Here is a 12,791-nt window from a genome sequence, read left to right as displayed (position 1 = left end):
CATGCAGTTTCCTGACCTGACCCTCTGGAGGCCCGACGAAGGGCGCATCGCCGGCGCAGCGCTGACCGCACTGGCGCGCCGCGCGGGCGTGCAGGGCTACGACGCGCTCCATCGCCTGTCGATCGAACGTCCGGCCGACTACTGGCGCCATGTGCTGGACCATCTGGCCATCGAATGGTTCGCGCCGTACGACACCTTTTGCGTGCATGCGCCCGACCCCGCGCATCCGCGCTGGTTCGTGGGCGGGCGCATCAACTGGGTGCACAACGCGCTGCGCTGGGCCCGGGACCCGCTGCATGCCGACCGCCTCGCCCTCGCCTGCGAGAGCGAGGACGGACGCACCGACACGCTGAGCTACGCGGCGCTCGACCTGCAGGTGCGCCGTGTGGCTGGCGGGCTGCGCGCGTTGGGCGTGGGGCGCGGCGACCGCGTGGGCCTGATGCTGCCCATGGGCGCGCAGGCGGTCACGGCGTTCCTCGCCGTCTGCGCGCTGGGGGCGGTGTGCGTGCCACTGTTCACCGGCTTCGGAGCCGACGCCATCGCATCGCGGCTCGCGCTCGCGGGTGCCAGCGTGCTGATCGCGGCGGACGCGTTCGGCCGGCGCGGCCGCGTCGTTCAGGCCGCCTCGGCGATCAACGAGGCCGCGCGCGGCCTGCCGCTGCTCGCGCATGTCGTCGTGGTGCCCGGCGGCGGGCTGGCGATCGAAGGCGCGTTCGCGACCCGGCCGTGGGACGACCTGGCCGGTGGCGCGCCGATTGCGGACGTCGAGGCGATGGATCCCAACGACCCGTTCATGATCGTGTTCACCTCCGGCACCACGGGCGCGCCCAAGGGCACGGTGCATGTGCACGGCGGCTTTGCGCTCAAGATCGCGCACGACACGGCCTTCCATTTCGAGGTCGGACCGGGCGATGTCTGGTACTGGCCCTCGGACATGGGGTGGATCGTGGGCCCCATCACCACCGTCGGCACACTCACGGCCGGCGCCACGCTGCTGTGCTACGACGGCGCGCCCGATTTTCCGGACTGGTCGCGATTCGCCGCGATGATCGAGCGCTACCGCGTCACGCACTTCGGCGCCTCGCCCACACTGATCCGCAGCCTGGCGGCAAACGAGGCGCTGTCCACGCGCGGCGATCTGCGCAGCCTGCGCCTGCTCATGGCTGCGGGCGAGGTGCTCGATCCGGAGCACTTCGAGTGGTTCTTCCGCCGCATGGGCGCCGGCGTGCTGCCGGTCATCAACTACACCGGCGGCACCGAGGCTTCGGGGGCGATCCTGGCCAACGTGCCGGTGCGCCCGATCAAGGCCTCGGGCTTCAACAGCGCATCGCCCGGGGTCCACGCCTTCGCGGCGGACGACGCGGGGCGGCGCATCGTCGGCACGCCGGGCGAACTCACGATCGCCGCGCCTTTCGTCGGCATGACGCAGGGCTTCTGGCAGGCGGACGATCGCTACATGGAGGCCTACTGGCAGGCGGTGCCGGGGTGCTGGACCCACGGCGACCTGGTGCAGGAGGACGGTGAGGGTCACTTCTTCGTGCTGGGCCGCTCGGACGACACCCTGAAGGTGGCCGGCAAGCGGCTCGGCCCTGCCGAGGTGGAATCGGTGGTGCTCGCGGCGCTGCCGCTGCGCGATGCCGCGGCGATTGGGCTGCCCGACGCGACCAAGGGACAGAAGCTCGTCGTACTGCTGCAGCCGCAGGACGGCGCGACAGCCGAAGCGGTGGCCTCCTTCGGCGAGCGCGCCGCCCGCGCCATCGAGCACGCACTGGGCAAGCCGTTCCGTCCGGCCGCGGTGCATTGCGTGCCGGATCTGCCGCGCACGCGCAACGGCAAGGTGATGCGCCGTGTCATCCGCCGTGTGCTGACCGGCCAGCCGCCGGGTGACCTGTCCTCCCTGGCCAATCCCGAGGCTCTGGCCGCGCTGCGGCAGCTCGCGAACGCGGGCTGACCGAAGGAAGGGACGCTCACAGGCGCCCTTCCTCCACCGCGTGGCAGGCCACCTGCACGCCCTTCAGGCTCAGCAGCGACGGCCGCTGCGACGAACAGCGCGCATTCGCATGCGGACAGCGCGGATGAAAGGCACAACCGGTCGGCGGGTTCAGCGGGTTCGGCACCTCGCCCTGCACCGGCGTGCGCGCACGGCCGGTGTGCTTCATCTGCGGGATCGCGTCGAGCAGCATGCGCGTGTACGGATGCTGCGGCTTGGCGAAGAGCTTCTGCTTGTCCGCCACTTCGACCAGCCGGCCCAGGTACATCACGCCGACCTGGTCGGCCACGTGGCGCACCACGGCGAGGTTGTGCGAGATGAAGAGGTACGTCAGGCCCTGCTCGCGCTGCAGGTCCTTCATGATGTTGAGCACCTGCGCCTGCACGCTCACATCGAGCGCCGAGGTGGGCTCGTCGCACACGAGGAACTCGGGCTGCGTGGCGAGCGCGCGCGCAATCGAAATGCGCTGGCGCTGGCCGCCCGAGAACTGGTGCGGGTACTTGCTCATGTCCAGCGGCGAGAGGCCCACCGACTGCAGCAGCTCGCCCACGCGCTGGCGCAGCGCGTCCTTGTCGCTCAGGATGCCGTGCTCGCGTAGCGGCTCGCCGATGATGTCCTCGACGATCCAGCGCGGGTTGAGGCTCGCGTAGGGGTCCTGGAAGATCATCTGGATGCGGCGGCGCAACTGCCGGCCTTCGGGCGTCTTGAACGCGGCGTGCGCGTCCTGCCCGTCGAACTGCAGGCCGCCACGTGTGGGCGCATACAGCCCCACCAGCAGGCGCGCGACGGTGCTCTTGCCGCAGCCCGATTCGCCGACCAGCGCGAGCGTCTTGCCGCGCTCGATGGAAAAGCTCACGCCGTCGACCGCATGCAGCAGCACGCGCGGCTTGCGTTCGAGCACGCGGTTGAGCCAGGGCGGCGACACGTCGAAGGTGCGCGCGAGGTCGTGCGCGACGACAAGCCGCGTCATGCGAGGGCCTTCTCGACGAAGGCGTACTCGGTCGGAGCTGAAGGTGCATCGTGCAGCCAGCAGGCCGCGCGCGTCGCGCCGGCATCGAGCAGGTCCGGACGCGTTTGCACGCAGCGTGCCATCGCATGCGGGCAGCGCGGGTGGAACGCGCAGCCGCGTGGCACGGCGTTGAGCCGGGGCATCGCGCCATCGATCTGCGCGAGCCGCACGGCATCGCCACGGATGTCCGGGATGGAGGCCATCAGCCCAGCGGTATAGGGATGCGCAGGCGCATGGATCACCTGTTGCACAGGCCCGATCTCCGCGATGCGGCCGGCGTACAGCACGGCCACGCGGTCGCAGGTCTCGGCGATCACGCCCATGTCGTGCGTGATGAGCATCACCGCAGCGCCCCGCTCCTTGCACAGGCGCCGCAGCAGCGTGATGATCTGCGCCTGCACCGAGACGTCCAGGGCGGTGGTCGGCTCGTCGGCCACGATCAGCGACGGCTCCGCTGCAAGCGCCAGTGCGATCACCACCCGCTGGCGCATGCCGCCCGAGAACTGGTGCGGATAGTGGTCGATGCGCTGCGCGGCCGCCGGGATGCCGGTGTCCTCGAGCAGCGCGATGGCACGCGCGCGCGCCTGCCGGGCGTCCAGCGGCAGGTGGGTGCGGATGGTCTCCACGAGCTGGCGCCCGACGGTGTGAAGCGGATTGAGCGAGGTCAGCGGGTCCTGGAAGATCATGCCGATCCTGCGCCCGCGGAGGGCGCGCATCGCGTCGTGCCCGAGCCCGTCGATGCGCTCGCCCTGCAGCAGGATCTCGCCGCCGGCGATCCGTCCGGGCGGCTCGAGCAGGCCGATGATTGCCGCGCCGGTGAGCGACTTGCCAGCGCCCGACTCGCCTACCACGCCGAGGATCTCGCCGGGCGCGATGTGGAAGCACACACGGTCCAGTGCGCGCAAGGTGCCGCGCCGCCCCGGAAACTCGACCACGAGGTCGTTGACTTGAAGGATGTTCATGAGGAGGTCTGTACGCCCGTCATCGCAGGCGCGGGTTGAGCGCATCGCGCAGCCAGTCGCCCAGCAGGTTCACGCTCAGCGCAACGAGGACCAGCATCAGGCCCGGGAAGACGGTGATCCACCATTCCCCGGAGAACAGGTAGTTGTTGCCCACCCGGATCAGCGTGCCGAGTGAGGGCGAGGTCGGCGGCGCGCCCACGCCGAGGAACGACAGCGTGGCTTCGGTGATGATGGCCGTGGCGACCTGGATCGTCGCGAGCACGAGCACCGGTCCCATCACGTTGGGCAGCACGTGCCGCCGCATGATGCGACGCGGCGACACACCGGTGACCCGCGCGGCCTGCACGTACTCCTTGTTGCGCTCGACCAGGGTCGAGCCGCGCACCGTGCGCGCGTACTGCACCCAGCCGCTGAGCGAGATCGCGACGATCAGGACGCCGAAGGCGACGCCGGCGTTGGCGCCCGGCACCACCGCGCGCGCCACGCCGGCGATCAGCAACGCGGTGAGGATGGGCGGAAACGACAGCATCACGTCGCACACGCGCATCAGCAAGGCGTCCAGCCAGCCGCCCGCGAAGCCCGCGAGCAGGCCGAGTGCCACGCCCGCGACCATCGAGAGCGCGACCGAAGCCAGGCCGACGATCAACGAGATGCGCGTGCCGTACATGAGGGCCGAGAGCATGTCGCGGCCCTGGTCGTCGGTGCCCAGCAGGTACTTCGGCGACCCTTCGGGCGACCAGGCGGGCGGCAGGCGCGCATCGATGAGCTCCAGCTGCGTCAGGTCGAAGGGATCCTGGGGCGAGATCCATCCCGCGAACACCGCGCTGAGCAGGCACCCCAGCGCGACCACGGCCGCGACGATCGCCACGGGGGAGTGCCGGAAGCTGTGGCCGACGTCGTTGTCGAGCCATCGGAAGACGGCGGCTTTCATGATGGCATCAGCTCCTCGACGAGCGCGGCGAACACGCCGCTGCCTACCGGAATCGTCTCGTCGTTGAAGTCGTAGCGCGGGTGGTGCAGGAAGCGCCCGTCGGTCATGCCCTGCCCGAGCCGGAAATACGCGCCGGGCCGCTCCGCCAGCATGAAAGCGAAGTCCTCCGATCCCATGCTCGGCTCCATGTCCCCTATGACGCGGTCGTCGCCCACGACCTTCCGCGCGACCCGCTCGACCGCGGCGGCCTCGGCGGGCGTGTTGACGGTGGGCGGATAAAGCGGCTCGTAGTGCACCGAGGCCTGCGCGCCGAAGGACGCGGCGGTGCGCTCGGCCGTTTCGACCAACCGTTCGCGCAGTACCTTCTGCACCTCCGGCTTGAACCACTTGGCCATGCCGTGCAGCGTGGCGTGGTCCGGAATCACCGAGAGCGCTTCGGGCGCCCCCGACTGGAAGGACTGGAAGCTGATGACCGCCGCATCCACCGGGTTGACGTTGCGACTTACGATCGTGTGTACGGCCGAGACGATCTTCGAGCCGACCAGGATCGGATCGATCGCCTGCTGCGGATGCGCGCCATGCCCGCCGCGTCCCTGCACGCGGATCGAGAACTTGTCGATGGCCGCCATCATCGGGCCGGGGTTGAGCGCGATCGTGCCGGCCGGCAGCGAGGGCCAGTTGTGCAACGCGAAGACGCGCTCGGCCGGAAAGCGCTCGAACAGGCCGTCGCGGACCATCTCGCGCGCGCCGGCATGGCCCTCCTCGCCGGGCTGGAAGAAGAAGTAGACGGTGCCGTCGAAGCGGCGCGTCTGCGCCAAGTACCGGGCCGCCCCGAGCAGGATCGCGCAATGGCCGTCGTGGCCGCAGCCGTGCATCGTGCCCGGGCGGCACGAGCGGTAGCTCGCGTCGCCCAGTTCCTGGATCGGGATCGCATCCATGTCGGCCCGCAGCCCGATGCTGCGCCCGCTCGCGACGCTGCGCCCGTGCAGCACGCCGACCACGCCCGTGCGGCCGATGTGGCGATGCACCTCGATGCCCAGCACCTGCAGGAACGTGGCGATGCGCTCGGCCGTGCGATGCTCCTCGAAACCGAGCTCGGGATGGCGGTGCAGGTCCCGGCGCAGCGCGACCAGTTCGTCCTTGAAGCGTCCGACCGCCTCGACGGTCGGGTCCAGTGGTCTGTCTTGGTTCATTCAGGTGACTTTCAGCCGCGGATCGATCGCGAAGTAAAGGAGGTCCACGGCAAAGTTGATCACGACGTACATGACCGCGACGAAGCACAGGTACGCCGCAATGACGGGCGTGTCGGCAAAGCCGATCGCGTCCACGAACAGCGCCCCGACGCCGGGCCACTGAAAGACGGTTTCGGTCACCACGGCGAACGCGACGACGGCGCCCAGCTGCAGCCCGACGATCGTCACAACGGGGATGAGCGCATTGCGAAGCGCATGGCGATAGAGGATCGCGCGCTCGCGCACGCCGCGAGCCCGGGCGAAGCGGATGTAGTCGGTGCGCAGCACCTCCATCATTTCCGCGCGCGAGAGGCGAACGATCAGCGCGAGCTGGAACAGCGCGAGCGTCGTCGCGGGCATCACGAGATGACGCCATCCGTCGGCTGTCAGCAGGCCGCTCTTCCACCAGCCCACCGCCACGAGCTCGCCGCGCCCGTAAGAAGGCAGGACGCCCAGCAGCACCGAGAACACCAGGATCAGCAGGATGCCGATGAGGAAGGTCGGCAGCGATGCGCCCACCAGCGACAGCGCCATCGTGCACTTTGCCAGCATCCCGTCCGGCTGCACCGCGCACAGCACGCCCAGCAGCAACCCCACCGCCACCGAGCTCGCGGCGGCCACGAGGCTCAGCTCGAGCGTCGCGGGCAGCCGCTCGGCCAGCAGGTCGCGCACCGGGCGGCCCTGCCGCAGCGACACCCCCAGTTCGCCGTGCACCAGCCGCCCGGCGAAGCGCGCAAACTGCAAGGGGAAGGCTTCGTCCAGGTGCAGCTCCTGCCGCACGCGCGCACGGTCGGCCTCGGTCGCGTCCGGGCCCAGCATCTGCGTCACCGGATCGCCCACGTACTGGAATAACCCGAAGGCGACGAACGCCACGACGGCCAGCACCGCGACGGCGGACAGCAGCCGCCGCAGGAAGAAGGCGAGCATGCCGGCCTACCTGACGTTGATGAAGCGCAGGTTGACGCGGTTGTCGCTCTGCAACGCGGCGTCGACGTTCTTGCGCATGCCCCAGGCCAGCCCTTGCTGGTAGAGCGGGATGTGCCCGACCTCGTTGCGATGGATCGTCATCGCCTGGGTGACCAGGCGCGTGCGCGCCTCGGAGTTCATCTCGGTGAGCACCTGGCCGACCAGCCGGTCGACCTCGGGATTGCTGTAGCGGCCCACGTTCCACTGCCCTGCCTTGCCGTCGCGCGTTGTCATCAGCACGTTGAGCGTGTTGTAGGCGTCGAGGTTGACCGGCGTGTAGCCGAAGAAATTGAGGCTCGAATCGCCGGCGCCCACCTTGGTGAAGAAGCGAGCGCCCGGCATCGCGTTGACCGACACCTTCACGCCGATGCGCGCGAGCATGCCGGAGAGCGCCGTGCAGACCTGTTCGTCGTTCACGTAGCGGTCGTTGGTGCAGTCGAGCGTGACCTCGAAGCCAGAGGGATAGCCGGCCTCCGCCAGCAGCCGCTTGGCCGCGGCGACGTCGTAGGGAAACGGACGCGCCACCATGGCCGCATCGACCGAATTCACGCCGCCGGGCACCAGGATGCCGGTGGCGACCACCGAGTCTCGCATGACCCGCTTGCGGATCGTCTCGATGTCGATGGCCTGATACATCGCGAGCCGCACGCGCCGGTCGGCGAAGGGATTGCGGCCCTTCACGTTCGCGTACTTGAGTTCCGGGCTCGCCTGGTCCATCGACAGGAACAGGGTGCGGATCTCCGGCCCCTGCAGCACCTTGTAGGCTGCGGCGGCCTCGATGCGCGGAATGTCCTGCAGCGGGATCGGGTAGGCGAAGTCGAGCTCGCCCGAGAGCAGCGCCGCCACGCGCGTGGCAGCCGAGGAGATCTTCACCATCGTCGCTTCGGTGATGTTCGTGGTCGGCTTGTCCCACCAGTCGGTATTGGCGACCAGCACCGTGCGCACATCGGGCTCGCGTACCGAGAGCTTGAAGGGCCCGGTGCCGTTGGCGTTGCGGGTGGCGAAGTTCTCGTTCTTCTGGCGCATGTCCGCGGGCTTCTGCGCGCCGTTCTTCTCGGCCCAGATCTTCGAGAGGATCTTGAGTTCGGGCAGCGACTGCAAAAGCGCGGCATTCGGAAACTCGGTGATCACGTCGACCGTTTTCGCGTCCACCACCTTGACGTCCGCGATCGACGCCGCAAAGACCTTCATGTCCGACTCGGGCGTCATCGCGCGCTGGATCGAGAACACCACGTCCTCCGCAGCCAGCGGCGTGCCGTCATGGAACCGCACGCCCTCGCGCAGGCTGAAGCGCCAGACGGTGGGCGCGGGATGCGTCCAGGCGCGCGCGAGCGCGGGCTCGATGCGCTGGTTGCGGTCGCGCCGCACCAGCCCCTCGTAGATGTGGCCGAGCACGGTGGACGTGGGACCGTGGTTGAACGCGTCCGGGTCCATCGTGGCCGCATCGTCCTGCGACGCCCACTTGAAGGGCACTGCCTGCGCGGTCAGGCAAAACAGGACGACGGCCAGGCCGGCGAGCCGGGGAATAGCTCCATACAGCAACATGATCTGGACTCCATAAACGGTACGCACCGTATCTATAATCTATTACGGTACGATCCGTATGTCAAATGCCAGAATCGCTCATGAAGCAAAAAGTCATGCGGGACGAGATCTCACCCGTGGAGGCGCCGGGAAGAGGACGCCCGAGGAACCAGCAAACGCACGACGCAATCCTCGACGCGGCGCGCGAGGTGCTGCGCCTGCACGGCTACGCGGGCTTCTCGATCGAGCAGGTCGCAGCCCTGGCGGCCGTGTCAAAGACCTCGATCTACAGGCGATGGCCCAGCAAGGGGGCGATCCTGATCGAGCTCTACATGGAAGGGCTGCCGGACGAGGCGATTTCCGAGAGCGCCAAGTCGCTCAAGGCGGAACTGCGCCGCTACCTGCTGGCGACGGTCGAGCGCCTGCAGGACCTCGAGTGGCGCACGATTCTGAGTTCGCTTGTGGCCGAGTCGCAGTACGATGAGAGCACCGCCGCCATGTTGCGGGACAAGGTCGTAATGCCGCGGCGAGAGTCGGGGTTGCGACTGTTGCGCCACGCCCAGGAGCGCGGCGAGATCGAGGCGGACATCGACCTTGAAGTTATCCTCGATATGCTGTTCGGACCCATCTGGTACCGGCTGCTCTTCGTTCACGCCCGCATCGATGCGGACTTTGCGGAGCGGCTGCTGGCGCAGGTGAACCTGGCGCTGTTCTACAAGGAGCGTGTGGGGAAGGCGAAGAAGCGCTGATCCCGCGACGCCCTCCGTCAGTGTCTTGTCTTACCACCGTTGCGGCGTCCCGCTTCACCCCCTTGACTAGGAAATTCATCGCTACGCAAATCTGCCCCGCGCTCTTCACGTCTTGGTGGGTGATCAGCCAGTGGCTCTAGAAACAAGGAAACCCACCGCTCTGGAACGGGTCGCCGCATTCTGCAGCGGCATGTCCTGAAACGGCGCATCGCAGGCGACGAACTCCCACTGCTCCTTCAAGGACTATGTTCGTCGTCAGCTGCTGGCAGCAGCCGACCTTCGCTAGGTGATGTCGAACGTCTCAGATCAGCTGGAAGCAGACATTGAACGCCGACGCGCCGACGTCGGCTTCTGGCCGCGGGCAGTCACACGCCGTCAGCCCAAATACGTTCAAGGTCGCCGGCAGCAAAGCCCGTTGATTCGCAGAATTCAGCGAGCATTTGCGGGACATAGGAAGCCAGCGGCTCGTCCGACCGTTCCGTCCGAATTGTGTTCACCCATTCAGGGATGCCTCGCCGACAGACGATGACGAAAAGGCGACCGCTGGCCGTGCCGACAAAGCAGGCCTGGGTCATGGAAAGCGCGTCTGACACCTCTTCGAACACGAAGCCGTACTTCTCGGTCAGCTGTTTTTCCGTCAGCGGCGTGCAAGCAAGGTCTTGAAGGAGTCCTCGGTGTGCAGGCAGGTCACGAAGCTTGCGCTGGATATAGGTCATTCATCAATCCTAGCTGGACGGTCGACCGGAAGGTCGGCTTATGGCCGTTGGACTAAACCGCTGACGCGGTGGATGTGTGCGACGAGGGCAGATCGCGTTGCGCGGAGTTGAGTTGTACCTTGGTTGCGGGGAATGTTCCCCGGAACTCGGAGACGACGATGACACCACTACGTCAACGCATGATCGATGCGATGGTGCTGCGCGGCTTCAGGCCACGCACGCAAGAGTCCTACCTGAGGGTTGTCGCGCAGATGGCCCGTCACTACCGCCGAACCCCGGAGCTGATCACCGACCAGGAGGTCCAGGCCTATCTGCTGCACCTGGTGCGCGAGCGGCATCTGGCGCGAAGCAGTGTCAATCAGGCTTCCAGCGCCGTGCGGTTTCTGGTGTGCGAGGTGCTCGGCCAGAACGAGCGACGCCAGCGCATCCCCATGGGGCACACCTCGCAGCGGCTGCCCGACGTGTTGTCTCGCGCCGAAGTGGCAGCGGTGCTGGCTGCGCCGATGTCCATGAAGGCGCGCACGCTTCTGATGACGGCCTACGCCAGCGGGCTGCGCGTGAGCGAGCTGTGTCAACTGCGCGGCTGCGACATCGACTCCTCGCCCGACCGCATGTGCATTCACGTCATCGCGGGCAAGGGAGGGCACGACCGCTACAGCCTGCTCAGCCCGGAGTTGCTCGAGCAGTTGCGGCTGTACTGGCGGCAATGCAGACGCACTGCACAGGCCGAGGACTGGTTGTTCCCTGCGCGGCTGAACCCCTCCCAGCACCTGGACACCCGTAGCGCCGGGCGCTACTTCTACGCCGCGCGCAACGCTGCGGGCATCGCCAAGGTCGGCGGCATCCACACGCTGCGCCACTGCTTTGCCACACATCTGCTGGAAGCCGGCGTGGACCTCAACAGCATCAGCCAGTTGCTCGGCCACGCCAAGCTCAGCACCACCAGCCGCTACCTTCGCATGGCTCGCCCCGGCCACAGCGTCGGTGACAGCGCGCTGGCGTTGCTGGCCCATCTGCCCAAGGTCGAGCCAAAGGCGCCGTCGTCACCGCCGACGCCACCGCGACCGCCGCTGCACTGAAGCCGCTGCGCGATGAGTGCCACCCTGGCCGAGGTGCTGCACACCTTCGAGCCGGCCTATCTGCGCCAGCACACGCTGAGCACGCCGCAGGCGCGTGCCTGGCGAGCCATCGTCGCTTGCCGCACACCGGCGCTGGGTGGTCAATTGCAGCGCTGTGACCAGTGCGCACGGGAGCAGCGGCTGTTCCACTCCTGCCGCAACCGGCACTGTCCGCAGTGCCAGAACGACGCCCGCGACGCCTGGCGCCAGGCCCAGCTTGCCGAGTTGCTGCCGGTACCGTACTGCCACCTGGTCTTCACGCTGCCGCACGCCCTCAACGCCCTGGCGCAGTTCCACGCGCGCTGGGCGTACGGCACGCTGATGCAATGCGCGGCGGCCACGCTCAGCGAGTTCGCCGCGAACCCGCGCTGGCTCGGTGCAACAGCTGCCTTCACTCTGGTGCTGCATACCTGGACGCAGGACCTGCGCCGCCACATCCATGTGCACGCGCTGATGGCCTGCGGTGGGTTGGACGGCGATGGCCTGTGGTGTGCACCCAAGCGGAGCCCGACGTTCCTGTTCCCGGTGCATGCGCTGTCACGCGTGTTCAGAGGCAAGTTCGTCGACGCGCTGCGCCGCGCGAGTCAGGCCGGCGAGTTGCCCCGCGATCCCGCCAACACGCCGGCGATGCGCCAGGTACGGCTGGCCGAGCTCAAGCGTCACGACTGGGTGGTGTATGCCAAGACGCCGCTCACTGGCCCCGAGACGGTGTTGGACTACCTGTCGCGCTACACGCACCGCGTGGCAGTCTCCAACGAGCGCATCGTCGGCATCGATGCCAACGGGGTGCGACTGCGCGTGCGCGCCGACGATCATGGCGGCAAGCGAACGGTCCTCATCGACGGACCGACCTTCATCGCTCGCTTCCTGCAGCATGTGCTGCCGCCGGGGTTCAAGCGCATCCGCCACTACGGGTTGCTGAGCCCGGCCGTCAAGGCCGAGCGCCTGGCGCAGGCCCGCTTGGCGCTGTCGATGCCGGCGGCCAATGCCCAGGCTCGAGAGGACGCCGCCACGTTCCTCCAGCGCGTCACGGGCATCGAAGTCTCGTGCTGCCCGCACTGCCGCTTGGGGCACTGGCGTACCGTGCAGGTGTTGCCACCCCAGCGCGGCTGCGCTGCACCGCAAGCCGTTGCATGCCGGGGTCCGCCGTGATACCCGGCCGGCGCATCACCGTCCAAGAACTTGTCCGTCACCGACATCGCGACGGCGGTGCGGATCGTCCCGACGTGTGTGGCCGAACCATCGGTATGCCGCGAACGACCCATCGCTTGCGCCTCGACCGCCCAACGGCCGTCACCAATCGCCGCCTGAGCACCCACGTTCACGCCTGCACACCCCGCACCTACTACCGTCACCGCGTCTGAACCTTACATTCCCCAACAGCCCCGCACGCCACCCCGGAGCGGCGGTTCAGTCCATCGACGTTTATCTGCCGCCGCAACACCAGCGCGCTCGATCAGCGTCGGCACGGCGTCAGATAAATGCTCTCCGTTACCGGCTGTGGCGGCATTCTGCCCTGCGCGCGCCTTGGAATCGGAGGCCCCGCGCCCTGGCCCTCCTCTTCTCGATCGGGGGTTCGCAGCCGCGCGCCATC

Annotated in this window: 11 protein-coding genes; 4 read left to right on the top strand and 7 right to left on the bottom strand. The window is 68.1% G+C overall.

All coding sequences use genetic code 11. From position 1 onward, the window contains the following. Window position 1 precedes the first annotated feature (1 nt). On the top strand, window positions 2-1,951 hold the full coding sequence (locus ACSQ89_RS31255) for an AMP-binding protein (RefSeq protein WP_436294268.1): 1,950 nt from the start codon (window positions 2-4) through the stop codon (window positions 1,949-1,951). A gap of 16 nt (window positions 1,952-1,967) precedes the next feature. Here ACSQ89_RS31255 and ACSQ89_RS31250 read toward each other — a convergent pair whose 3' ends face one another. Genes ACSQ89_RS31250 through ACSQ89_RS31225 form a run of 6 tightly spaced genes read right to left on the bottom strand, consistent with a single transcriptional unit; the run spans window position 1,968 to window position 8,635 of the window. Continuing rightward, complete coding sequence (locus tag ACSQ89_RS31250) at window positions 1,968-2,960, bottom strand: ABC transporter ATP-binding protein (protein WP_436294267.1); 993 nt, start codon at window positions 2,958-2,960, stop codon at window positions 1,968-1,970. Then, complete coding sequence (locus ACSQ89_RS31245) at window positions 2,957-3,961, bottom strand: ABC transporter ATP-binding protein (protein ID WP_436294266.1); 1,005 nt, start codon at window positions 3,959-3,961, stop codon at window positions 2,957-2,959. Before ACSQ89_RS31245 ends, ACSQ89_RS31250 begins: the two co-directional genes overlap by 4 nt. A 19-nt stretch (window positions 3,962-3,980) precedes the next feature. Beyond that, a complete protein-coding gene (locus ACSQ89_RS31240) occupies window positions 3,981-4,892 on the bottom strand; it encodes an ABC transporter permease (protein ID WP_436294265.1) in 912 nt (303 codons plus the stop codon). Further along, window positions 4,889-6,085 carry a M20 aminoacylase family protein gene (locus tag ACSQ89_RS31235; protein WP_436294264.1) on the bottom strand — a complete coding sequence of 399 codons (1,197 nt, stop codon included), beginning with the start codon at window positions 6,083-6,085 and terminating at the stop codon, window positions 4,889-4,891. The genes ACSQ89_RS31240 and ACSQ89_RS31235 overlap by 4 nt, the downstream gene beginning before the upstream one ends. Continuing rightward, window positions 6,086-7,051, bottom strand: coding sequence for an ABC transporter permease (locus ACSQ89_RS31230; RefSeq protein ID WP_436296798.1), 966 nt, complete (start codon window positions 7,049-7,051; stop codon window positions 6,086-6,088). It abuts the gene before it with no gap. A 6-nt stretch (window positions 7,052-7,057) separates the two neighbouring features. Further along, window positions 7,058-8,635 carry an ABC transporter substrate-binding protein gene (locus ACSQ89_RS31225; protein ID WP_436294262.1) on the bottom strand — a complete coding sequence of 526 codons (1,578 nt, stop codon included), beginning with the start codon at window positions 8,633-8,635 and terminating at the stop codon, window positions 7,058-7,060. A gap of 80 nt (window positions 8,636-8,715) precedes the next feature. Between ACSQ89_RS31225 and ACSQ89_RS31220 the strand changes: the two genes are divergently transcribed. Beyond that, complete coding sequence (locus tag ACSQ89_RS31220) at window positions 8,716-9,363, top strand: TetR/AcrR family transcriptional regulator (RefSeq protein ID WP_436296797.1); 648 nt, start codon at window positions 8,716-8,718, stop codon at window positions 9,361-9,363. A 365-nt stretch (window positions 9,364-9,728) separates the two neighbouring features. Here ACSQ89_RS31220 and ACSQ89_RS31215 read toward each other — a convergent pair whose 3' ends face one another. Next, on the bottom strand, window positions 9,729-10,079 hold the full coding sequence (locus tag ACSQ89_RS31215) for a hypothetical protein (RefSeq protein ID WP_436294260.1): 351 nt from the start codon (window positions 10,077-10,079) through the stop codon (window positions 9,729-9,731). A gap of 158 nt (window positions 10,080-10,237) precedes the next feature. Here ACSQ89_RS31215 and ACSQ89_RS31210 point away from each other — a divergent pair, with 158 nt between their 5' ends. Continuing rightward, on the top strand, window positions 10,238-11,158 hold the full coding sequence (locus tag ACSQ89_RS31210) for a tyrosine-type recombinase/integrase (RefSeq protein ID WP_436296796.1): 921 nt from the start codon (window positions 10,238-10,240) through the stop codon (window positions 11,156-11,158). A 12-nt stretch (window positions 11,159-11,170) separates the two neighbouring features. Beyond that, on the top strand, window positions 11,171-12,349 hold the full coding sequence (locus ACSQ89_RS31205; RefSeq protein ID WP_436296795.1) for an IS91 family transposase: 1,179 nt from the start codon (window positions 11,171-11,173) through the stop codon (window positions 12,347-12,349). The last annotated feature ends 442 nt before the right edge of the window (window positions 12,350-12,791 follow it).

The sequence above is a fragment of the Variovorax sp. LjRoot175 genome (assembly GCF_964253805.1).
In the GTDB taxonomy this organism is placed as follows: Bacteria; Pseudomonadota; Gammaproteobacteria; order Burkholderiales; family Burkholderiaceae_C; genus Variovorax.
The sequence above is the reverse complement of the archived record's forward strand: the minus strand, read 5'-3'. Positions and strand labels throughout refer to the sequence as shown.